The sequence below is a fragment of the Aeromonas sp. HMWF017 genome (genome assembly GCF_003061465.1).
Classification (GTDB): Bacteria; Pseudomonadota; Gammaproteobacteria; order Enterobacterales; family Aeromonadaceae; genus Aeromonas; species Aeromonas veronii.
In genome coordinates, this window is the sequence record NZ_QAJD01000151.1 from 30,693 (window position 1) to 52,614 (window position 21,922).

Below are 21,922 nucleotides of genomic sequence, written 5' to 3' on the forward strand. Positions count from 1 at the left end.
CCAGCGCCGGTTTGATCTCCGGGTCCGGGTTGGAGCAGGCGAAGATCACCGGGTTCGGCGCCATCAGGGCCACCGCTTCGGCGGGCAGCACATCGGGGCCGGAGACGCCGACAAACACATCCGCCCCGTCAATGACATCCATCAGGGTGCGCAACGGGGTCTCATTGGCGAAACGCTGCTTGTACTTGTTGAGATCGCTGCGGCCGGTGTGGATGACACCCTGACGATCCAGCATGAAGATGTTGTGAGGCTTGGCGCCGCACTTGATCAGCAGATCCATGCAGGCGGTCGCGGCTGCCCCCGCCCCCATGCAGACGATGCGGCTGTCACTGATGAGCTTGCCCTGCACTTCCAGTGCATTGAGCAGACCGGCGGCGGTGACGATGGCGGTGCCGTGCTGGTCATCGTGGAACACCGGAATGTCGCAGCGGGCGATCAGCGCCTCTTCAATCTCGAAGCACTCCGGCGCCTTGATATCTTCCAGATTGATGCCACCGAAGGTATCGGCGATGGCCGCTACCGTGTCGATAAACTGCTGGCTGGTCTCGTGCTTCACCTCGATGTCGATGGCGTCGATACCAGCGAAGCGCTTAAACAACAGGGCCTTGCCCTCCATTACCGGCTTGGAGGCCAGCGGCCCCAGATTGCCCAGACCCAGAATGGCGGTGCCGTTGGAGATGACGGCCACCAGATTGCCCTTGCCGGTATAGCGGTAGGCATCGGCCGGGTTGGCGGCGATCTCGCGCACCGGCTCGGCGACACCCGGGCTATAGGCCAGCGCCAGATCGTGGGCGGTCTCGGCCGGTTTGGTCAGGGCGATGGCAATTTTGCCGGGTACCGGCTGGGCGTGGTAATCGAGAGCTTGTTGACGCAGATCGGACATGGGGGACCCCGATGTGGTTGGTGCAAATGAGGTGCCGACATGGGGCACGCAGAAGGGCGGGGATCATAAAAGAAAGCAGGGGGCATGCCCAGCAGATCATGCTGCCGCCAGCCAGATCAGACCAGTTATTTCAGTAACTTACCCCACCCACGCCTACCACTTTAGTTATAGATGCTGCTATATGAGGCAAAAAGTTGGACAAAAAATGGAGCAAAAAAGGGCGGCAAGTTGGCCTTGCCGCCCTTCGCTGTCAGTGCTGTAGACCTGACTCAGTTGCCCAGATAGACCGGCAACAGATTCGCCATCGACAGGAAGTGGAACAGCGCGGTCGCCAATCCGAACAGGATCAGTAGCCAGGCCATCAGCTTGCCGCCGGGGGTGACGAAATGAGGAGTCACTTCGCCCCGCTCGGCCCGCGCCCGGGTACGCAACACCAGCAGCGCCGGGATGATGCAGGTCCAGATGGTGGCGGCGGCACCGGCATAGCCGATGGCCAGCAGGAAACCGAACGGAAAGAGCAGCGAAAGCACCAGCGGCGGCAGGAAGGTGACCGCCCAGGTCTTGCTGCGACCGGCGCGGCTGTTGTCGAACTTGAACAGATCAGCCAGATAGTCGAACACCCCAAGCCCCACCCCGATAAAGGAGGAGAGGATAGCCGCCATGGAGAAGCCGTTGATGGCGCTGGCCACCTTCTCCGATTCGATCACCCCTGAAAGCGCGGAGAGCAGCACGCTCACGTCCCCTCCTTTGGCAATCACGGGAGCAAAATCCTGACGGGGCAGGTTGCCGAAGATCCCCAGCAGCCAGAGCACGTAGAGCGCCAGCGCGATCAGGGTTCCCCCCAGAATGGCCCATCTGGCCTGCTGCTCGTTCTGGTAGTAGGCACGCAGGGAGGCCACCGAGTGGTGATAGCCGAACGAGGTAAGCGCCACCGGCAGCATCGCCATGGCATAGGGGGCGTAGCGACTCTCGCTGCCCGCCAGATCGAGCAGGGTCGGCAGCTTGATACTGCCGAGCAGCCCGGCCACACCGAGGGCGAAACTGAGGATCATGAAGGCGATCAGCACCACAGAGATGCGGTCAACGGCGCGGGTCGAGTGCCACACCACCGCAGAGAAGAGCGCCACAAACAGCACGGACGCGAGCTTGCTGTCGATCCCCAGTATCCCCTGCAGGATGGCACCGGAGGAGGTGATATAGGCGTAGAGCAGAATGCCGCCAACAAAGTAGACCGAGAGGTTGTTGAGGAGATTGAGCTTCTCCCCCAGCAGCTCGCGAGTCACGGTATTGAAGGAGACCCGCATATCGTGGTACTGGAAGGACTCCAGCAACATCCAGCCGGAGAGGGTCATCATCACCATGGTGACGGTCAGCGCCAGCACCGACCAGAGGGTCCAGGCCCCCGCCCCCGAACTCGGCAGACCGAGCATGCCGGCTCCCACGCAGACGCTGGCAATGATGCAGGCGCCCCCCAAAATTGACGGTTTTTTCTTCATAATCCCTTCTTTTTCTGACTGATTATCTATCCGCGGTAAACAAGACTGCGGCATGATGCCAGCCTTTGCCATGAGACGCCTACCACTATCTGCCATAACCGGGCATGGCCGCCGCATAAAAAATGCCCCGAACGGGGCACTCTATCAGCGGGAATGGTGTGAAGAGGGGTTAATCCATCACCGGGATACCTGCCCTCGCTTCGGCCTGACGGGCGATGGCTTCGGTCATCCCCTGAAAAATGAAGAGGTGGAACGGCAGCATGGCGAGCCAGTAGGCCAGCCCCCAGGCGCCCTGCGGGTGCCAGTGAGCGGTGACCCGGATGCGGGTCAGGCCAGACTCCTCCGGCAGGATGTTGAACTCCAGCCGCCCGACGCCCGGGGCCTTCATGTTGAACAACAGATCGAGCCTGCGTCCCTCATCGACCCCGAGGATCTGCCAGGAGTCGAGCATGTCACCCTTCACGAAGCGATCCGGATTGGTGCGGCCACGGGTGCGGGCCGGGCCGCCGATCAGATGATCCATCCATTCGCGCACCACCCACAGCTGGTTCATGTAGAAGTAGCGCTGCTCACCCCCCAGCTGCTGCAACACCTGCCACACCACCTCGGGAGAGGCGAGGCAGATGGCATCGCCGCTGGCGGTGCGGTCGTAGAAGCCATATTCGGGATGGCGCCAGCGCAGGCCAAGCGGCGTCTCCTGCCCCTGCTGCTCGGCACCCAGCTTCTGCTCCAGCGCCAGACTCTCCGCCAGCGCCTCGTCGAAGCTGAGCAGAGTCTGCGGCAGCAAGGTGCGCAGCGGGCCGTCGTCGGCCGGGATATCGTGCTTGAGACCGCCCACCAGCGCCTTGGCCACCGGCTGCGGCACCGAGGTGACAAACTGCAGCCACCAGGCAGAGAGGCGCGGACTCAGAAACGGGATGGGAATGATGGGGCAGCGCTTGCCGATATGGGCGGCGAACTTCTGCAACTGCTGTTGATAGCTGAGCAGCTCGGGGCCGACCGCGTTGAAGATGCGGCCATCCACCTCGTCGGCCTCTACCAGCCCGCCCAGATAGTGCAGCAGGTTTGACAGCGCAATTGGCGGCGTGCGCGAGCGCACCCATTTGGGCGTCACCATCATCGGCAGGTTGAATACCAGATCCCGCATCACCTCGAACGCCGCCGAACCGGGCCCGATGATGATGCCGGCGCGCAGCTCCACCGTCGGCACACCGGAGTCACGAAACAACTCTCCACAGTAGCGGCGGGAGTTGAGATGGCGGCTGTTGCACTGCTCTGGCTGGATCGCTCCCAGATAGATGATGCGACGTACCCCGGCGGCGCGGGCAGCGGCAGCAAAGTTCTTTACCCCCTGCTGCTCCAACCGGTGAAAATCGGCCCCCGCCCCCATGGCATGGACTAGATAGAAGACGGTATCTATGCCCGCCAGCGCAGGCAGCAGTGTGATCGGCTTGAGACTGTCGGCGAGGCGAAACTCGACCCCCTCAGGCAAGCGGCAGGGACGGCGCGCCCCGGCAATCACTTTGTAGCCGAGCGTTTGCAGGTGGGGCACCAGATAGGAACCGATATATCCTGCCGCTCCCATCACCAGACAATTACGCATGCGTGCAGCCCTCAGCATCATTGATGCAAGGGGCGCCAGACAGGAATCCACCATGGCCCGCCACGTCCATCACCAGACAATTTCTCATGTAATTCTCCCTATCCTTACCGATGCTGCTTGTCAGCCAGCGTGCGCAGCGCTACCTGAAAATGTTCAACTACAGCGCCACCATCCAGTCTCTTGCCATCCTGCCACGCCACCACCTTGCAACCTAGTACTAACCACCTCCCTGATTAGTCCGATTTGGTGTTAAGCCCTGCTCATCAATTGGTCGATAACTGACCAGATGTATAGCGCCGAGGGCGAACGTATGCGCATCGATCACTACGACCTCCAGGGGGAGGTGCAATACCGGCAACAACAGGCCCAGAGCCGCAAGGTGCGCAACCTCGGGCCCGTGCCACCCGCCGTCAATCCACCGGAGGACAACAACACGGCTGCGGCCGGCGAACGCAGCAGCACTCTGACCCTCACCAGCGCCCTGACGCTGCAAACCGCAAGGCAATCAGCCGCCAACCAGCAAGCGGCAACACCTCCCGCCCCGCCCGCAGCGGACGTCGGCAAAGAGCAGAATGGCATTCCCGACGATGGACTGGATAACCGCCAGCGGCTGATCAAGCTGATGATCGAGGCGATGCTGGGCCACGAGATCGAGCTGCCCAAGCCGATCAAGCCCACCGAAGAGGGGGGCGAAGGGGTGACCCAAGGAGACGCCGCGGCTCAAGCCGCCGAGCCGGATCAACTGGTGGAAGTAACCGACAGCCTGCTGCAACAGGAGCAGCTCAACGTGGTGGCATCGGCCAGCGTAGCGACTCGGGATGGTCAGACTATTCAGCTCGATCTAGGCTTTGTGCTCGACTGGCGCCAGCTGGAGGTGAGCCAGCGGCGCACCACCCTCAATGCCCTCAAAGATCCGCTGGTGCTCAGTCTGGATGGCAAGATTGCCGATCTGACCGAGGCACGGGTCACTTTCGATATTGATCAGGATGGCAAAGAGGATAGCCTGCCGGGCTTGAGTGAAGGCAGCGGCTTTGTGGCGCTGGATCGCAATGGCAACGGCACCATAGACGATGGGGGCGAGCTGTTTGGTGCTCGCTCCGGCAATGGCTTCGGCGAGTTGGCCACCCTGGATGAGGATGGCAACGGGGTGCTGGATGAGGGGGATAGCCAGTTTTCAGCCCTGCAGTTCTGGCATCCGGAGCACGCACCTATAGCTCTGGTCGAACTGGGGATCGGCGCCATCCTGCTACGCCCCCTCGACACCCCCTTCAACCATCTGGGGGAGAGCGGCAATCAGGGGGTGCTGCGCCAATCCGGCCTCTATCTCACCGAACAGGGTAAAGGAGGCTGGGTGCAGCAGATCGATCTGCGGGTCTGAGCCTTGAAATGAAATCACCCATCGGTCGCTTACGATAACTGCCAGCGACCGGCTCCGGTGCCACCATCAACTCAGCTCGGTGGGGTCGATATCCAGACTCCAGCGCACCTTTTTGGTCTCGGGCCAGCCTTCCAGCTCCTTCACCGCCCAATCCAGCAGTTGGGCCAGCGGTGCCCGATTCGGCCCCTGCACTAGCAACTGCATGCGAAACTTGCCCGCCTTGCGCTCCATAAAGCCGCTGATGGGCCCCAGCACCTGAACGTGGGGATAGCGGGCGCTGCGCAGGGTATTGGCGAGGCGGGCGAGGAACAGCTGCACCTCGTCGCGGCCGTTGGCCTCGGCGCGGAACAGCCCCTGATAGCTGAACGGCGGCAGCCCCAGCAGGCGGCGCTCTTTCAACGCCGTATCGGCGAAGTGGCCGTAACCGTTCTGCGTCAGATCCTGCAGCAGGGCATGCTCGGGATGGTGGCTCTGCAGCACCACCAACCCGGGTTTGCTGGCGCGACCGGCGCGACCCGCCACCTGGGTGTAGAGCTGGGCCAGTTTCTCAGCTGCGCGAAAATCAGCGCTGAACAGGGCGCCATCCACATCCAGCAGCCCCACCAAGGTCACATCCGGGAAGTGGTGGCCCTTGGCCAGCATCTGGGTGCCAATCAGGATCTTGTACTTGCCCGCCTTGATGTCGCCGAGATGGGCCTCCAACTCCCCCTTGCGGCGGGTGTTGTCCCGATCGATGCGTACTACGGGATATTGCGGGAAAACCTTAGTGAGCAACTGCTCCAACTGCTCGGTGCCCACTCCCGATCCGATCAGCTCGTTGCTGCCACACTCGGGGCAGTGGTGGGGCAGCGGGCGCACGCTGTCACAGTGGTGGCAGTGCAGCCGTCGTCCAGCCTGATGCCAGGTGTACCAAGCATCACAGCGCTCACAGGCGGCGCTCCAGCCACACTGGTGGCAGATAAGAGCCGGGGCATAGCCACGGCGGTTGAGAAACAGCATCACCTGATTGCCCGCCGCCAGATGCTCCGCCATCAGCTGCTCCAGCTGGGGCGAGAGCCCGGCCTGCAACCGCACGTTCTTGATATCCAGGATCACCTGACGGGCGGTCTGGGCGTTACCGGCACGGCGAGTCAGGGTGAGATGGTGATACTTACCGGTGCGGGCGTTGTGCAGCGTCTCCAGCGACGGGGTAGCAGAGCCAAGCAGGATGGGGATACCGGCACGATGAGCCCGCATCACCGCCAGATCCCGCGCGTGGTAGCGAAAACCGTCCTGCTGCTTGAAGGAGCCGTCGTGCTCCTCGTCGATGATAATGATGCCGAGGTTGTGAAACGGGGTGAACACCGCGGAGCGGGTACCGATCAGGATGGCGGCGCCGCCGTCGCGACAGGCGAGCCAGGCATCGAGCCGTTCCCGATCGTTCATGGCGGAGTTCATCGCTACCACCGGCACGTTGAAGCGGCGCCGGAAGCGGTTGATGGTCTGCGGGGTGAGGCCGATCTCCGGCACCATCACCAGCGCCTGCTTGCCCGCCTTGAGCAGGGGCTCGAGGATGCTTAAATACACCTCGGTCTTGCCGGAACCTGTGATGCCATCGAGCAGGAAGGCACCGAACTTGTCGCTCTGGCTGGTAACGGCAGAGACGGCCAGCGCCTGTTCGCCGTTGAGGCGCAGCCCCTCCCCCGGCTCAAAGCGGGCGGCCCAGTCGCCGTCATGGCTCGGCTCCAGCGAGCGTTTCTCCAGTAGCCCCTTCTTCTCCAGCGCGGTGAGTGCGGCGCTCTGGATCTCCTCCTGTTTGAGGGCGGAGGGGGTCTGCGGCCCCTTGCGCAGCAAGGCGAGCGCTTGCTGCTGCTTGGCCGCCCGCTTGAGCTCGTTAAGGTCGATGGCCATGCCAGCCTCGGTAGCAAACCAGAACTCCAGTTCACGATAAGCGGCAGGCTCCCCCTTGCGCACCAGCACCGGCAGGGCGTGGGGCAGCACTTCCCCCAGCGGATGCTGGTAGTAGCTGGCGCTCCAGTTCATCAGCGCCAGAATATCCGGCCCCAGCACCGGAGCCGTATCCAATACCCGTTTGATGGGCTTGAGCTTGTTGCGGGGCACCTGGCTGTCAGCCGGATGATCCACCACCAGCCCGACCAGGGTCTGGGGACCGAAAGGGATCTCGACCCGGCAACCGGGGGCAGGTAACGGTAGGGGAGAGAGATAGTCGAAGTGACGGCGTAACGGTACCGGGACAGCGACACGAACCAGATCCAGCGTTTGGGAAGAATTCACCAGGGGTTGCCTATTTTTTCTGCGAAGCCACTTGCCTGATCTCAGGCATTTCCTATATTATTCGCAGCCTTTGAAACTGTGTTCAACAATCGTGTGGTGTCCGACAAGAGATCGGATGGCGACACGGCCTATTAATTGAGGTTGTCCATGAAAGCTGGTATCCATCCTGACTACGTAGCCATCACCGCCAAGTGCTCTTGCGGTAACGTCATCAACACTTTCTCTACCATCGGTAAAGATCTGAACCTGGACGTGTGCTCCGAGTGCCACCCGTTCTACACCGGCAAGCAGAAAGAAGTTTCTAGCGGCGGCCGCGTAGACAAGTTCAACAAGCGTTTCGGTGCGATGACCACCAAGAAGTAATTTTACTTCTGAAGAATTCTGAAAAAGGCGCCCATCGGGCGCCTTTTTTACGATCCCTATTTTTCATCATTCATGTTCCCGCAGCCAGACGCACTCTCCCCTACTGGCCAAATCCTTTGGAACGACGCAAATAGACATACCCCTCACCAGGGCTGCCCCAGCGCGGGCTCCCTGCGTTGTCATAGGCGCGATCCAGCAATCTGACGCTATCGGGGCCAATCCAGATATGCTGCACCAGCGTCGTGGCTCCACCAAAATCGGTGGAGCAGTGGCCCACCCGGGTATGACCGGCATATTCGCCGGAGGGGGTGCGTGTCAGCCAGATCTCGCATCCGTGGCGCAAGGAGAGCTGCTGCGGGGTCAGACTGTCGAGCAGGGCGGGATCATGCCAGGCACCGGCAAAATCGGTGGCTCGGGGCATGGTCAGCTCTGCCATCAGGATCCGCCCGTCAGGGGCGGGTGAGAAGCGATAGATGCGCTGGCGAAAGGGACGGACGGAGCGCAGACTCAGGTACTGCTCGGCATAGACCCAGCGATAGCCCTGATAGCCGGGCCAGATCTCCATCAAGCGCAGCTCGGCACTGGTAAAGCGGCTGTCGTAACTGGCCTGCTCCCGGCTCGTAAAGGCCCCGTTGAACCAGCTGAGCAGCGGTTCCATACCGGGCTTGAGTGGGGTAGCCTGAGGCGCCGAACCTGCCAACACCAGACAGGAACAGAGCAGCCCGAATACGGCCACCAGCAACTTTGCCATCGAATCCTTCCGAATCATCATAGTGGCGGCGATTATATGAGCGAATTACCCCAATAACAGCTACTACGATCAAATCATTGCCACTCTGGTGCAAAAACCTCACAAGGATGCCAGTCCGCTCACTAAACCCGATATTTTGCCACCGCCTTGTTGAGCAGCTGGGCCTGCTCGTTGAGGCCCTCGCTGGATCTCGCATTTTCCTCTGCCATGATGCTCGACTCTTGGGCGATGTCGCGGATGTTGTTGACGTTGCGGTTCACCTCGTTGGCCACCAGACTCTGCTGTTCGATAGCCGCAGCAATCTGGGTGCTCATGTCCATGATGTGGGTAACATCCTGAGTGATCTGCCCCAGCAACTCCCCTGCGGTACTGGCCTGATCCGAGCTGCGGTTGCCCTGCTCGCGGCAGGTCGCCATCACCTCGACGATGCTGCCGGTCTGTTTCTGCAGCGAGCTGATGATGCCGGCAATCTCCTGGGTCGATTTCTGGGTACGGATGGCCAGATTACGCACCTCATCGGCCACCACCGCAAAGCCGCGCCCCTGATCCCCTGCCCTGGCTGCTTCTATAGCCGCGTTGAGGGCCAGCAGGTTGGTCTGCTCGGCAATGCCACGGATCACGTCAAGCACGGAGCCGATGGTCTCGCTCTCTTTTTGCAGCTGGCTCACCTCGCGGGATGAACTCTCCAGATTGCCCGCCAGCGAGCGGATCTGCTCGACAGTATTCTCGACCGCAGCCCGCCCCTCCATCGCCTTGTTGTTGGTCGCCTGCGCATTGTTTGCCGCCTGCTCGGTGTTGCGGGCGATCTCTTCGATGGTGGAGCCCATCTCGGTGGACGCGGTCGCCACCATGTCGGTCTCTTGCAGCTGGCGCGCGGCCCCTTCACTGGTGCGTTTGACGTTGGCCGAGAGGTGATCCGCCGCTTCGGTCAGGGTGTGCACGCTCTGCTTCACATCGCCGATCAGGTCGCGAAACCCGCCCAGCATCACGTCGAGATTACCTGCCAGCTGGGCCATTTCATCTGCCCCGCGCAGCTCTATCTTCAGGCGCAGGTCATTATCCTTACGAATGCGGTTGACGGTATCATTCACCTGAGTAATAGGACGGTCGATGCTGCGCCCCAGCAACACGCTCATGATGCCGATCAGCACCACAATCACCCCGCCACAGACCAGCATCAGGCTGTTGAGGCGAGCGCTCTGTCGCTCCAGCTCAGCGACAATGTGCTGATCGACGGCGGCAAATCCCTGTTCGGTCTGATGCACCAGATCCCGCATCTGGTTGCGCAGCCCTTCATCCTCTTTCAGTCCCAGTACCTGCATCCCCTGCACCAGCCCCACAAAGTCCTGCCGGTACTGCTTGCTGGCCTGCTCCAACTTGCCGCGATCCCCCTCCGGCAAAGTGGCAAGACTATCCTGAAAACTCTTGTGCAAGGTCTCGAAACGCTCCAGATACTGGATATCGGAGCGAAGCATGAAGTCTTTCTCCGCCCGCCTCAGCTGCAACATGGTGATGAGCAACCCCTGCTGATCCAGCTGCTTGAGCCCATTCTCCACCTCATGCACCGCCGCCCGCAGCTTGCCATAGAGCCCCTCCTCCGGCCCCAGACCAATCTTCTGCTGCTGGGCCACCAGATCGTTGAAGGCTTTGCCATAACCGCTGATCTGCTGATCCAGTCTGGTCAGCTCCCCCTCGACGGCCGCCAGATTGTCATCGCTCACCAGCTCCCGATTGTGCTGGTGAAAGTCTGACAGCCCCTGATTGAAGCGCTCGACGAAGGTCATATCCTTGCGGATCAGAAAATCCTTCTCGGCCCGCCGCAGGTTGAGCATGGCAATCTCCAGCTGATCGATATTGCGCTGGGCTTCGGTCAGGTGACGATGCACCTGGCTGGAGTAGATAAACAGGCCGCTCAGTACCAGCATGGCAACGGCAACCAGCACGGTATTCAGGATCAACTTATGACGGATAAGCACGATGGACCTCTCGCAAACAGGCAGTGAACTGCATTGAGCTTATGCAGAAAAGCGGCGACAGGTGATCTGTGCAAGGAATATTCATTGAAATGCCACACCCACTCCTTATACTGGTTGCACCTGTTTCCAGCCGTGGATTTGACACTATGGAATACAATACTTCTGAACTGTGCGACATCTATCAGGACATGGTGGATGTGCTTGAACCCATGCTCTGCTCCTTCGGCGGCCGTGCCTCTTTCGGCGGCGTCATCACCACCGTCAAATGCTTCGAATCGAATGGCCTGATCCGTGAACTCGTCAAAGAGAACGGACTGGGACGCGTCTTGCTGATCGATGGCGGTGGCTCCATGCGCCGAGCTCTGATCGACAGCGACATCGCCACCACGGCGGCAGAGAACGATTGGGAAGGGATTGTCTGCTACGGCTGCGTCCGCGAAGTCGATATTCTGGAAGATCTGGATATCGGCATTCAGGCACTGGCAGCCATTCCGGTCGGTGCCGACAGCAAGGATGTAGGGGAGACCGATCTGCCGGTCAACTTCGGTGGCGTGACCTTCCTACCTGACGACCACCTCTACGCCGATACCACAGGGGTGATCCTCTCCCCCGAGGCACTCGATATCGAGTAAGCCACAAACAGCGTGACGACGGGAGCCTTGGCTCCCGTTTTTTATGCCTGCAACTTGCTGAAAAATGACAAAAAAAGAGGGCCAGATAAACTGGCCCTTAACTGGAAGCAATGTGAGCAATGTCGTGCCTTCACAAGAAGTCCATCACGTTGGAACGAATGAAGTCTTTCCCGGAAAACAAGTTAACAATAATCATTCTCATTTAACTAGGCAAGCGCTATTTGCAGAAAGTGCAAAAAAATTGACCACCGCGAAGGGTGGTCAATCTGGTCAGGCTTGCCGGGTGGCCGTTTGCAGGCTGGATAATCCGGCCTCGCCCACCAGCTTGCGGCTGAGGTAGCGCAGCAAGACACCGTAGAGCGGCACGAACAAACCAAGGCTTATCAGCAACTTGAATACGTAATCGACGGTTGCGATCTCGACCCAGTGCTCTGCCATGAAAGGATCTGTGGTGCGCCAGAAGGCCACACTGAAGAAAGCGATGGTATCGACCAGATTACCGAACAGGGTGGAGGCCGCAGGTGCAATCCACCACTGCTTGAGCAGACGCAGGCGGTTGAACACCACCACATCCATGAACTGCCCTACCAGATAGGCCATAAAGCTGGCCAGCGCGATACGAGCCACGAACAGGTTGAATTCAGCCAGATGACCAACGCCCTGAAAGCTCCCTTCGAAGAAGAGCACGGAGAGCGCATAGGAGACCGCCAGCGCAGGCAGCATCACGGTCTGGATAATCTTGCGTGCCAGACCGGCACCGAAGATCCGCACCGTCAGGTCAGTGGCGAGGAAGATAAACGGGAAGCTGAACGCACCCCAGGTGGTATGGAAGCCAAACACGGTGATCGGCAGCTGCACCAGATAGTTGCTGCTGGCAATGATCAGAATGTGGAACAACGACAGGCGAACGAGCGCCGTTTGGTACTGCGCAGGGGTCAGATTCATCTTGTGACCTTTTTGGTTAATGGGGTTAGGGAACCCATATCGCCACCATTGGCGATAATCGAGGGGCGAGATTATACGCCCCAAAACTGATAGTTCAATCTTTATGCGATTACGCTCACCCAAGTTGGCCAGCCAAAGAGAAGGCCTTGCAGGCGATAGTCACACCTTGTGCTGTCTGGCGAGCCAGAGCAGCGCCTCCCGATCCGCCGGGCGCACCGCCTCCAGCCAGCAGCCGCTGTAGTGTTCGTACTCCAGCCGAAACTGGCTCCCTTCAAACTCCAGCAACCAGCTATGGCGGTCGGCCCCCGCATCCTGCTCGAGCGGCCGTAGCTCCCACTCTCGCAGCAAGGCCTGCGCCAACAGCGGAAACGAGTCCCACTCGAGCGCCGGACAATCCAGCGTCACCACGCCAGCTTCGCTATCTACCTGTTTGATTTGCCAACTCATGCCCTGTCTCTCAGCTACTGCAGGAGAGCTCACCACCGCAATACCATGCCGGAGTCGGGGTGGCGAGATCCTCATATTCGGGTTGTTCATCATAGGGGTGCAGCAAGGCGGCGAACAGCCGCTCGAACGGCTGCATATCCCCTGCGTCGGCGGCGTCTATAACCTGCTGGGCCAGCGCATTGCGCAGCACATACTTGGGGTTGATGGCATCCATCTGCGCCTTGCGCACGGCATCCTCGCTGCCTTCGCGCATTAGCCGTGCCCGATAGCGTTCCAGCCACGCCTGCCAAACACCTGGTTCAGACAACAGGGCCAGCAGAGACGCAGGCCACGCCCCCTCTTGCGTTACCTCACCGAGACGGCGAAGGAACAGGTGGTAATCCACCTTGTAGGCCGCCAGCAACCGGAACAGCTCACGGAACAGAGCCGGGTCATCCTCCTCCCACACTGCCAGTCCGAGCTTGGCCCGCATCAGCTCGGAGTAGTGCAGCATCAGCTGCTGCTCGTACTGGGCCAACGCTGCAGCCAGCGCATCACTGTCTACATGGCCAGCCAACGCCTGCGCCAGCTTTTGCAGATTCCAGTAACCGACCGCGGGCTGCTGATCCAGCGCGTAGCGGCCCGCCGGATCCGAGTGGTTGCAGACAAAATCGGGCACATAGGCATCGATAAAGCCGTAGGGGCCATAATCCAGCGTCAGCCCGATCAGCGACATGTTGTCGGTGTTCATCACCCCGTGGCAGAAGCCTGCCGCCTGCCACTTGGCGATGAGCCGCGCGGTGCGGCGCACCACTTCGGCAAACAGCTCGGCACCATCGGCCAGCTCGGGGAAGTGGTAGCGCAGCAGATAGTCGATGAGTGGCGGGATCTTCTCTCCCTGCCCGCTCCAGGCGAAATACTCGATATGACCGAAGCGCAGATGGCTGGGGGCGGTGCGCAGCACGGTCGCCCCGCTCTCAACCTGCTCGCGATAAACGGGCTCCTGACTCCCCACCAATACCAGCGCCCGCGTGGTCGGGATGCCGAGGGCATGGAGCGCCTCGGAGGCGAGATATTCGCGGATGCTGGAGCGCAGCACGGCGCGGCCGTCGCCAAAGCGGGAAAACGGCGTCTTTCCTGCCCCCTTCAGGTGGAGATCCCAACGCTGACCATCCGGCGCCAGCTGCTCACCCAACAGCAGCGCGCGACCATCCCCAAGCCGGGGGCTATAACCCCCGAACTGATGGCCCGCATAGACCTGAGCTACCGGCTGCATGCCGGGCAGCACTTTCCCCTCGCCACAACAGGCAATCCAGTCAGCCTCGCTGACGCCTCCCAATCCCAGCTCATCCAGCAAAGCCAGGTTGAGATGAAGCAACCGGGGTTGCTGCAGTGACTGGGGGGCCACGGGTTCACAGGCCCAGGGCAACTCAGTCGCAAAAGTGTTGATCAACTTCATGGTTGTGCCATTCGTCCCTGCGTATGCTCGTGTCACTCTTTATACTGCCGTCAGCCATGCTTGCGCTAACTGGCGACCATCATTTTTCAATTCAAGGAGAAGAAGATGCAAAAATGGGTATATGCCCTGCCCTTGCTGGCACTGGCGTGGGGCCATCAGGCCAAGGCTGCCGATATTGAAGCCGGCAAGGCCAAGGCGGCGGTCTGTGCCGCCTGTCACGGCGTGGAAGGCAAGGCGATGATCCCCAACTATCCCCATCTGGCGGGTCAGAATGCCGCCTATCTGGTGAAACAGTTGAAAGCGTTCAAGGATGGCACTCGCAAAGAGCCCTTGATGGACCCCTTCATGGCGCCGCTGACCGATGCGGATATCGACAATCTGGCAGCCTTCTACGCCAGCCTGAAATAACCTCGCGTCTGATTCGCACTCATCCAGAGCCGCGCTTACCGTGGTCGATTAGGCTGCCTAATCGACCCTAGCGACGGCAGTAGTCGATGATCAGGTCCATAAAGGCTTCGCCAAAGCGTTCCAGCTTGCGGTGCCCGACACCGTTGATAGCCAACATCTCGTCTTCGGTCATCGGCATCAGCTGAGCCATCTCCACCAGGGTCGCATCGTTGAACACCACGTAGGGCGGCACCTCTTCGTCCTCGGCAATCTGCTTGCGCAGGCCGCGCAACTCCTTGAACAGCCGTTTGTCGTAGTTGGCGTTGTCGAGCAGGCCATTGCGCTTCTCCTTGCGGCTGGAGATGGGCTGCAAGCGGGGCACCGCCAGCTCCAGCTTCACCTCACCACGCAGCACGGGACGGGCCGCCTCGGTCAACTGCAACACCAGATTGCGGGTGATGTTCTGGGTCAGCAGCCCCTTGTGGATCAGCTGGCGGATCACGCTCATCCAGTACTCGTGACTCTGATCCTTGCCGATGCCGTAGGTCGAGAGCTTGTCGTGGCCGTGATCCTTGATGCGTTGGTTGAGGGAACCGCGCAGCACCTCCACCACATAACCCACCCCGAAATTCTGCCCTACCCGCCAGACGCAGGAGAGCGCCTTCTGGGCATCTTCGGTGCCGTCATAACTTTTGGGCGGATCGAGGCAAATATCGCAGTTGCCGCACGGCTTGTCGTTGTACTCGCCGAAGTAGTTGAGTAGCACCTGACGGCGGCAGGTTTGCGCCTCGGCAAACGCTGCCATCACGTTGAGCTTGTACTGCTCCACCTGCAACTGCTGGGGATTCTCGATGTTGTCGAGCAGGCGGCGCACCCGACCGATGTCAGCAGGATCGTAGAGCAGCAACGCCTCGGCGGGAGTGCCATCGCGCCCGGCGCGGCCGGTCTCCTGATAGTAGGATTCGATGTTCTTCGGGATGTCGTAGTGCACCACGAAGCGCACATTGGGCTTGTCGATACCCATGCCGAACGCCACCGTCGCCACAACTATCTCGACATCATCCTTGAGGAAGGCATCCTGGGTCTGCTGGCGCTGTTCGAGTGGCAGCCCCGCATGATAGGGCGCCGCCTTGCAGCCGTGGCGAGATAACCGCTCGGCCACCTCCTCCACCCGGTTGCGGCTGGAGCAGTAGACGATGCCGCAGTTGCCCTTCTGGCTCTGCACGTAACGCAGCAGCTGCTCCGCCGCCTTGAACTTCTCCACCAGGCTGTAGCGGATATTGGGGCGATCGAAGCTGGCTGTGTGAATAAAGGGATCGTTGAGCTCCAACCGGTGCAGCATGTCGCTGCGAGTCGCCTCGTCGGCAGTGGCGGTCAGTGCTACCACCGGCACCTGCGGGAACCACTGTTTGAGCCGCCCCAGCGCCGCATATTCCGGCCGGAAATCGTGGCCCCACTGGGAGACGCAGTGCGCCTCGTCGATGGCGAACAGCCCGAGCGGCAGCTCGGCCAGCCGATCCATGAACTCGTGCTGCAACAGTCGCTCGGGGGAGACATAGACCAGCTTGATCTCGCCGCGGCGCATGGCGGCGAAATTCTGGATCATCTCCTCCCGACTGAGGGCTGAGTTGATGTAGACCGCCGCCACGCCGTTGGCGCGCAGACTGTCGACCTGATCCTTCATCAGCGAAATAAGGGGAGATACCACCACCCCGAGCCCGGGCCGCAGCAGCGCCGGGATCTGGTAACAGAGCGACTTGCCGCCACCGGTGGGCTTGAGCACCAGCGCATCGCGCCCCGCGACGATCTGCTCGATGATCTCGAGCTGACCCGGCCGAAACTGCTGATAGCCGAAGACCGCCTGCAGCAGGGCAAGCGGACTCTCTGGCTGAGGATCTGGCAGGGTTTCGGCAATCGCGGTCATGGGCTCTCCTTTGGGGTCGCCATTCTAAAGCAGCCGCCGCCCACAATAAACCTGCCATTGCGACTGTTAAGGAACTGTTGCAGACTGGCTGGAGTTTTTACTCGGCTTTGATGACAAGGATTGGGATCAGAGAATGAAACAGATGCAGAAGAAGATGGCGCTCAGTGGCATTGCCAACCTGTTTGCCGAGAAGATGCCCTTCAACAAGCTGATCGGCATGCAGGTGACCCACTACGACTTCGACAAGGTGGAGCTGCGCATCAAGATGGACGACAAGCTGATCGGCAACCCCTTCCACAACATCCTGCACGGCGGCGTCACCGCCACGCTGCTCGATGTAGCGGGCGGCATGATCGTCGCCGCCTCCTGCATCGACGAGCTGGAAGATTTCTCCCCCAGTTATCTCAGGGAGCGCTTCTCCCGCCTCGGCACCATAGATCTGCGGGTGGACTATCTGCGGCCGGGGCGCGGCAACGAGTTTATTGCCACCGCCCACATCATCCGGGCTGGCAGCAAGGTGGCCGTCGCCCGGATGGAGCTGCACAACGAAGAGGGCACCCACATCGCCTTCGGCACTGGTACCTATCTGGTGGGTTGAACCAAGTTAGTGCATAAAAACCACGCGGCTAATCCACTTTTAATCATTAGATTCCTTACCCCCTCTGGCCGAACAAGGTCCATACTGATAGTCGGGATTGTGTGCAGAGGGAGGATTGCAGGCGATGAGTGCGAAACTGGCCATCAAACCATCCAGAGCCTTGTTGACACAGCTCGAGTCCATGCTCGACGAGGTGCAGACACCCGAGTGTCGCCACTGGTTGGAACAGGAGCTTGAGGGGTATTCTCTCTCCTCCCCCCTGCCTTGGTATCGCATCGTTCCCTGTCGGCAACGCGGTCACTTTCTGGATCTGAAAACGGGGAAATATTTGACCTGTCATATCAACAGTCAAACGCTATGCCAACGCGATCTGGCCCAAATTCAGTTCATTTATGCCCGTGAACCCGCCGCCCACTATTTGCTGCAACGCAATTCCGGTATTGAACCCTGGCCAGAACAGCTGCTGGAAGATTATCAGGAGCAGTTGATCCCCGGCCATTTATGCCTGCAAGCCTGGCATGAGCCCGTGATTTCATTACGTGCACAACTGATGGAGGGAATAGAACATTTCATTAGTGAGTACCCCAAGCACGCGGCCTTGCTGCCTCAACACAGTTTCAAGGCTTTGCGGCATCAGCACTGGCATATCTGAGTAAGCGCCTGGCGCGCAAGGAGGGCACCATAGACAAGACCCATAGCGAGATTGCCACAATCTAGAGTGCCGGAGTCAGGATCAGACTCCACCGATGGGCCACCGAGCGGTGGCCCTTTTAATGCCTGTGGGCTTCCTTCGACCCTGCATACATCAAGTCAGATCGCTTGGCCAGGTAACAGGTCAGCAGCTAATGAAAAACCGAGTAACTGGAAGGAAAATGCAAAAAGGCCGCTCTATTGAGCGGCCTTTTCAAATTTGGTCGGTGTGAGAGGATTCGAACCTCCGACCCCTTCGTCCCGAACGAAGTGCGCTACCAAGCTGCGCTACACACCGATGTCTGCGGGACGGGAATTTACCGAAAGCCCAGACCCGACACAAGCCTTTTTTGCATTTGGCAGGAAAAAAAGTGCTGTTCGCTCAACTATTCAGCACTCTTTTCATCCGTTTACCGGACTGCAGCCAGCTGGTGACATTCCGGCAACCGGCCGTCAGGACAGGCGCAGGGATGCTGGCCCCAGCAGACGGCGCTGCCAGTCAGCCACAGTGCCATGCTCCAGCCAGTCGGCTGCATGCTGGCGCCAGTTGGGTGAAAGGGCCGGATTCTCCAGCAACAGCAGCAGATCAGCTTCATTGCGCACCTGATTGAACAGGATATCCGCCGCGCGCTTCACCGTCAGTTCGGGATAGGGTCTGTCTGCCAGCTCCATGGCCGTGTCAGGCGCGGTCATGCCCTCCTCCAGCACCCGCAGCAGCCAGCCACAACGGCCATTCAGTTGCATCACCTGGGACATCTGGCCATAGCCAAAGCGCTGGTTGAGCTTGAAACAGGGGGATCTCGGCTGGCTGATCTGGATCAGCGCCTCGCCGAGTCGATAGACATCGCCAATGCAGGCTTGCACCTCGGTCAGCCCGAGACCGGAGAGGTTCTCGCCAAAGGCGGCAGGTTGCCAGGGTGTACGTGGCGCAGGCAAGCCCAGTGCGGTTTGCCAGGTCTGCCACCAGAGGTAGTGGTCGGCAGGATAGTAGTGGAGCGCCCGATCCGGGCCACCATGGTGGCGCAGGTCACACTGCTCATCCCCTTCCATACCGGCAAAGGTACAGCGAACTGGTGCAGAGATCGGTTGCTTGTGAATGGCGCTGGTGAGGCCGGGCACCAGTTCGGTGCCACGACCGCTAAAAAGAGAGACCCGCATACTCATCCTCCAGGTTGACGAGAGTCGGCGGATCTTATCATGGCGTCAGACCATGGCCTGCATCTGGGTGGTCATGGCGATCTCGGCGCGACGGCGCTTCTCCGCCCTGGCCATCAGATACCAGCTGCCGAAGGTAAAGAGCGATACCGACAACAGGATCAAGCTGGCCACCGCATTGATCTCGGGTTTTACCCCGAGCCGTACCGCCGAGAAGACCTCCATCGGCAGCGTAGTCGAGCCCGGGCCGGAGACGAAGCTCGCCAGCACCAGATCATCCAGCGACAGGGCAAACGACATCATGCCGCCTGCCGCCAGCGAGGGGGCAATCATCGGGATGGTGATCAGGAAGAACACCTTCCACGGCTTGGCGCCAAGATCCATGGCTGCCTCCTCGATGGAGAGATCCAGCTCCCGCAAGCGCGCCGACACCACGATCGCCACATAGGCGGTACAGAAGGTGGTGTGGGCGATCCAGATGGTCAGCATGCCCCGCTCGGCGGGCCAGCCCACCAGCTGGGCCATCGCCACGAACAGCAGCAGCAGCGACAGACCGGTGATCACCTCGGGCATCACCAGCGGCGCCGTCACCATGCCACCGAACAGGGTGCGACCACGGAAGTGGGGAATTCGGGTCAGCACGAAGGCCGCCACCGTCCCCAGCGCCACCGCGGCGATCGCGGTGTAAAAAGCGATCTCCAGCGAGCGGAACACAGATCCGATCAGCTGCTTGTTGTCGAGCAGGCCGAAGTACCACTTGAGCGACCAACCACCCCACACCGTCACCAGCTTGGAGGCGTTGAAGGAGTAGATCACCATGATGATCATGGGCAGGTAGATAAACAGCAGCCCCAGCCAGAGCATCAGTTTGGCAAAACCGAAACGCTTCATCATGCCTTGCCCTCCAGCTCTTTGGCCTGGTTACGGTTGAAGAGGATGATCGGAATGATCAGCACCGCCAGCATCACTACCGCCAGCGCAGAGGCAACCGGCCAGTCGCGGTTGTTGAAGAACTCCTGCCACAGCACCTTGCCGATCATCAGGGTCTCCGGGCCGCCCAGCATTTCCGGGATAACAAACTCCCCCACCACCGGAATGAACACCAGCATGCAGCCGGCGATAATGCCGTTCTTGGAGAGCGGCACCGTGATCTGCCAGAAACGGGTCAAGTTGCGGGCCCCTAGGTCGGAGGCTGCCTCCAGCAGGCTCTGGTCATGCTTGACCAGATTGGCGTAGAGCGGCAGCACCATGAAGGGCAGATAGGAGTAAACGATGCCGATATAGACCGCCAGGTTGGTGTTGAGGATCTGCAGCGGCTCGTCGATCACCCCGATCCCCAGCAAAACGCTGTTGAGCAGGCCGTTGTTACTGAGGATCCCCATCCATGCGTAGACCCGGATCAGAATGGCGGTCCAGGTCGGCATCATGATAAGCAGCAGCAGAACGGTCTGGGTCTCCTTGTTGGCCCGGGCGATGGAGTAGGCCATCGGATAGCCAATCAGCAGGCAAAGCAAAGTGCTGACGAAGGCCATCTTGAGGGAGCCCAGATAGGCGGCAATATAAAGCTCATCCTCCTGCAGCAGCAGGTAGTTGCCCATGTTGAGCAGGATAGTGAGCTGATTGTCGGCCCAGCTCACCACGTCGGTGTAGGGCGGGATCGCCACATCCGCTTCCGCAAAACTGATCTTCACCACGATGACGAAGGGCAGCAGGAAGAAGAGGAACAGCCAGAAGAAGGGGATGCCAATCACCAGTCGGCGCCCCCCGACCCGCTTCAGTCGTTGCAAGAACTTCATGATTGCAGCACCACGCCGCTGTCATCTTCCCAGTAGAGGAACACCTGGTCATCCCAGGTTGGCCGCTTGCCGTGGCGTTCGGCATTGGCGATGAAAGCCTGAACGATTTTACCCGAGGGCAGCTGGATGTGATAAACCGAGTGACCGCCCAGATAGGCGATGTCATAGACCTCACCCTTGGTCCAGTTGAAGTCCGGGTGCTCGATCTCTTCCGGTTTTTGCAGACTCATCAGCAGTTTTTCCGGCCGCAGGGCGTAGGTTACCTTCTTGTTCTCGGCGCGGGAGCTGATGCCGTGGCCCACATAGATGGGCTGTTCCAAGTCGGCGCAAGCGATGGTGGCGTGGTCCTGCTCATCCTCCACCAGCAGGCCGTCAAACAGGTTGACGTTGCCGATGAACTCGCACACCAGCCGACTGGCCGGAGTCTCGTAGATATCCATCGGGCTGCCGATCTGCTCGATGCAGCCGAGGTGCATGATGGCGATCCGCTCCGCCATAGTCATGGCCTCTTCCTGATCGTGGGTCACCATGACGCAGGTCACCCCGACCCGCTCGATGATCTCAACCAGCTCCAGCTGCATCTTGGAACGCAGCTTCTTGTCGAGCGCCCCCATGGGTTCATCCAGCAGCAGCAACTTGGGACGCTTGGCTAGCGAGCGAGCCAACGCCACCCGCTGACGCTGGCCACCGGAGAGCTGATGCGGTTTGCGACGGGCATACTGGGTCATCTGCACAAGCTTGAGCATCTCCTCCACCCGGGCATCGATCTCGGCCTTGGGCAGGCCATCCTGCTTGAGGCCAAAGGCGATGTTCTGGGCCACCGTCATATGGGGGAACAGGGCGTAGGACTGGAACATCATGTTGATGGGGCGTTCATAGGGGGGCATGTCGGTGATGTCGACCCCATCGAGGAACAGCCGCCCCTCGGTCGGGCGCTCGAAACCGGCCAGCATCCGCAGCAGGGTCGATTTGCCGGAACCGGACCCGCCGAGCAGGGCGAAAATCTCCCCCTTGTGAATATTGAGAGATACGTTATCGACCGCCAGCGTTTCGTCGAACTGCTTGCTTACCCGATCAATTTTCACCAGCACTTCTTTGCGCTGCTGACTGCCCTCGAGGGCTTTCTTGTAGGCACTGGAGGCTATCGCCATTACCAAACTCCCCAACGTGATACCGGCCTTGCGGC

General features: G+C 60.2%; 20 protein-coding genes and 1 tRNA gene. 6 read left to right on the top strand and 15 right to left on the bottom strand.

The window, feature by feature from the left end:
• From DBR30_RS15945 to DBR30_RS15955, 3 genes are all read right to left on the bottom strand, one after another.
• Positions 1–883 (bottom strand): malic enzyme-like NAD(P)-binding protein (locus DBR30_RS15945; RefSeq protein ID WP_258224457.1); only part of this gene is annotated, 883 nt, incomplete at its 3' end.
• A 269-nt stretch (positions 884–1,152) separates the two neighbouring features.
• Entirely contained in the window at positions 1,153–2,379 is a 1,227-nt protein-coding gene (locus DBR30_RS15950) for an aromatic amino acid transporter (RefSeq protein WP_108541302.1), read from the bottom strand.
• A 169-nt stretch (positions 2,380–2,548) separates the two neighbouring features.
• Positions 2,549–3,982, bottom strand: a complete 1,434-nt coding sequence (locus tag DBR30_RS15955) for a DUF2867 domain-containing protein (protein WP_181363604.1) — start codon at positions 3,980–3,982, stop codon at positions 2,549–2,551.
• A 286-nt stretch (positions 3,983–4,268) separates the two neighbouring features.
• On the opposite strand from DBR30_RS15955, the gene DBR30_RS15960 reads away from it, so the two are divergent.
• The gene (locus tag DBR30_RS15960) at positions 4,269–5,360 is read left to right on the top strand and encodes a hypothetical protein (protein ID WP_181363605.1); all 1,092 of its coding nucleotides are present in this window, start codon (positions 4,269–4,271) and stop codon (positions 5,358–5,360) included.
• Positions 5,361–5,426: 66 nt separating this feature from the next.
• On the opposite strand, the gene priA is transcribed toward DBR30_RS15960, so the two are convergent.
• Positions 5,427–7,634: a primosomal protein N' gene (gene priA, locus DBR30_RS15965; protein WP_108541536.1), complete on the bottom strand. Its 2,208-nt coding sequence runs from the start codon at positions 7,632–7,634 to the stop codon at positions 5,427–5,429.
• A gap of 147 nt (positions 7,635–7,781) precedes the next feature.
• Between priA and rpmE the strand changes: the two genes are divergently transcribed.
• Positions 7,782–7,997, top strand: coding sequence for a 50S ribosomal protein L31 (gene rpmE, locus DBR30_RS15970; RefSeq protein WP_005340673.1), 216 nt, complete (start codon positions 7,782–7,784; stop codon positions 7,995–7,997).
• A gap of 100 nt (positions 7,998–8,097) precedes the next feature.
• Here the strand turns inward: rpmE and DBR30_RS15975 are convergent, their stop codons facing one another.
• Together DBR30_RS15975 and DBR30_RS15980 are read right to left on the bottom strand one after the other, a co-directional pair.
• Entirely contained in the window at positions 8,098–8,748 is a 651-nt protein-coding gene (locus DBR30_RS15975; RefSeq protein ID WP_005340675.1) for a chromophore lyase CpcT/CpeT, read from the bottom strand.
• Positions 8,749–8,870: 122 nt separating this feature from the next.
• Complete coding sequence (locus DBR30_RS15980) at positions 8,871–10,724, bottom strand: methyl-accepting chemotaxis protein (RefSeq protein WP_108541535.1); 1,854 nt, start codon at positions 10,722–10,724, stop codon at positions 8,871–8,873.
• A 146-nt stretch (positions 10,725–10,870) separates the two neighbouring features.
• On the opposite strand from DBR30_RS15980, the gene rraA reads away from it, so the two are divergent.
• Positions 10,871–11,356 (top strand): ribonuclease E activity regulator RraA, encoded by a 486-nt coding sequence (gene rraA, locus DBR30_RS15985; protein ID WP_005340678.1) that lies wholly within the window; start codon positions 10,871–10,873, stop codon positions 11,354–11,356.
• A 270-nt stretch (positions 11,357–11,626) separates the two neighbouring features.
• Here rraA and DBR30_RS15990 read toward each other — a convergent pair whose 3' ends face one another.
• From DBR30_RS15990 to DBR30_RS16000, 3 genes are all read right to left on the bottom strand, one after another.
• On the bottom strand, positions 11,627–12,301 hold the full coding sequence (locus tag DBR30_RS15990) for a 7-cyano-7-deazaguanine/7-aminomethyl-7-deazaguanine transporter (RefSeq protein ID WP_005340680.1): 675 nt from the start codon (positions 12,299–12,301) through the stop codon (positions 11,627–11,629).
• Between the two features lie 159 nt (positions 12,302–12,460).
• A complete protein-coding gene (locus DBR30_RS15995) occupies positions 12,461–12,748 on the bottom strand; it encodes a DUF3630 family protein (RefSeq protein ID WP_108541534.1) in 288 nt (95 codons plus the stop codon).
• A 10-nt stretch (positions 12,749–12,758) separates the two neighbouring features.
• Positions 12,759–14,186: a protein adenylyltransferase SelO gene (locus DBR30_RS16000; protein WP_108588427.1), complete on the bottom strand. Its 1,428-nt coding sequence runs from the start codon at positions 14,184–14,186 to the stop codon at positions 12,759–12,761.
• A 105-nt stretch (positions 14,187–14,291) separates the two neighbouring features.
• Here DBR30_RS16000 and DBR30_RS16005 point away from each other — a divergent pair, with 105 nt between their 5' ends.
• Positions 14,292–14,594 carry a c-type cytochrome gene (locus tag DBR30_RS16005; protein WP_005340687.1) on the top strand — a complete coding sequence of 101 codons (303 nt, stop codon included), beginning with the start codon at positions 14,292–14,294 and terminating at the stop codon, positions 14,592–14,594.
• Between the two features lie 67 nt (positions 14,595–14,661).
• Here the strand turns inward: DBR30_RS16005 and recQ are convergent, their stop codons facing one another.
• A complete protein-coding gene (gene recQ, locus DBR30_RS16010; RefSeq protein ID WP_108588428.1) occupies positions 14,662–16,497 on the bottom strand; it encodes an ATP-dependent DNA helicase RecQ in 1,836 nt (611 codons plus the stop codon).
• Between the two features lie 133 nt (positions 16,498–16,630).
• Here recQ and DBR30_RS16015 point away from each other — a divergent pair, with 133 nt between their 5' ends.
• The gene (locus tag DBR30_RS16015) at positions 16,631–17,095 is read left to right on the top strand and encodes a thioesterase family protein (RefSeq protein WP_181363606.1); all 465 of its coding nucleotides are present in this window, start codon (positions 16,631–16,633) and stop codon (positions 17,093–17,095) included.
• Between the two features lie 124 nt (positions 17,096–17,219).
• A complete protein-coding gene (locus DBR30_RS16020) occupies positions 17,220–17,747 on the top strand; it encodes an AbiTii domain-containing protein (RefSeq protein WP_005356927.1) in 528 nt (175 codons plus the stop codon).
• A 259-nt stretch (positions 17,748–18,006) separates the two neighbouring features.
• On the opposite strand, the gene DBR30_RS16025 is transcribed toward DBR30_RS16020, so the two are convergent.
• The 5 genes from DBR30_RS16025 to potA all read right to left on the bottom strand — a co-directional run bounded on the left by DBR30_RS16025 (position 18,007) and on the right by potA (position 21,887).
• Positions 18,007–18,083, bottom strand: a tRNA-Pro gene (locus tag DBR30_RS16025).
• Positions 18,084–18,238: 155 nt separating this feature from the next.
• Complete coding sequence (locus DBR30_RS16030) at positions 18,239–18,943, bottom strand: MOSC domain-containing protein (RefSeq protein WP_108541112.1); 705 nt, start codon at positions 18,941–18,943, stop codon at positions 18,239–18,241.
• 45 nt (positions 18,944–18,988) lie between these two features.
• On the bottom strand, positions 18,989–19,834 hold the full coding sequence (locus DBR30_RS16035) for an ABC transporter permease subunit (protein ID WP_375061342.1): 846 nt from the start codon (positions 19,832–19,834) through the stop codon (positions 18,989–18,991).
• Positions 19,831–20,736: an ABC transporter permease subunit gene (locus DBR30_RS16040; protein ID WP_005340703.1), complete on the bottom strand. Its 906-nt coding sequence runs from the start codon at positions 20,734–20,736 to the stop codon at positions 19,831–19,833. The genes DBR30_RS16035 and DBR30_RS16040 overlap by 4 nt, the downstream gene beginning before the upstream one ends.
• Positions 20,733–21,887 carry a polyamine ABC transporter ATP-binding protein gene (potA, locus tag DBR30_RS16045; RefSeq protein ID WP_005340704.1) on the bottom strand — a complete coding sequence of 385 codons (1,155 nt, stop codon included), beginning with the start codon at positions 21,885–21,887 and terminating at the stop codon, positions 20,733–20,735. The genes DBR30_RS16040 and potA overlap by 4 nt, the downstream gene beginning before the upstream one ends.
• Between the last annotated feature and the right edge of the window lie 35 nt (positions 21,888–21,922).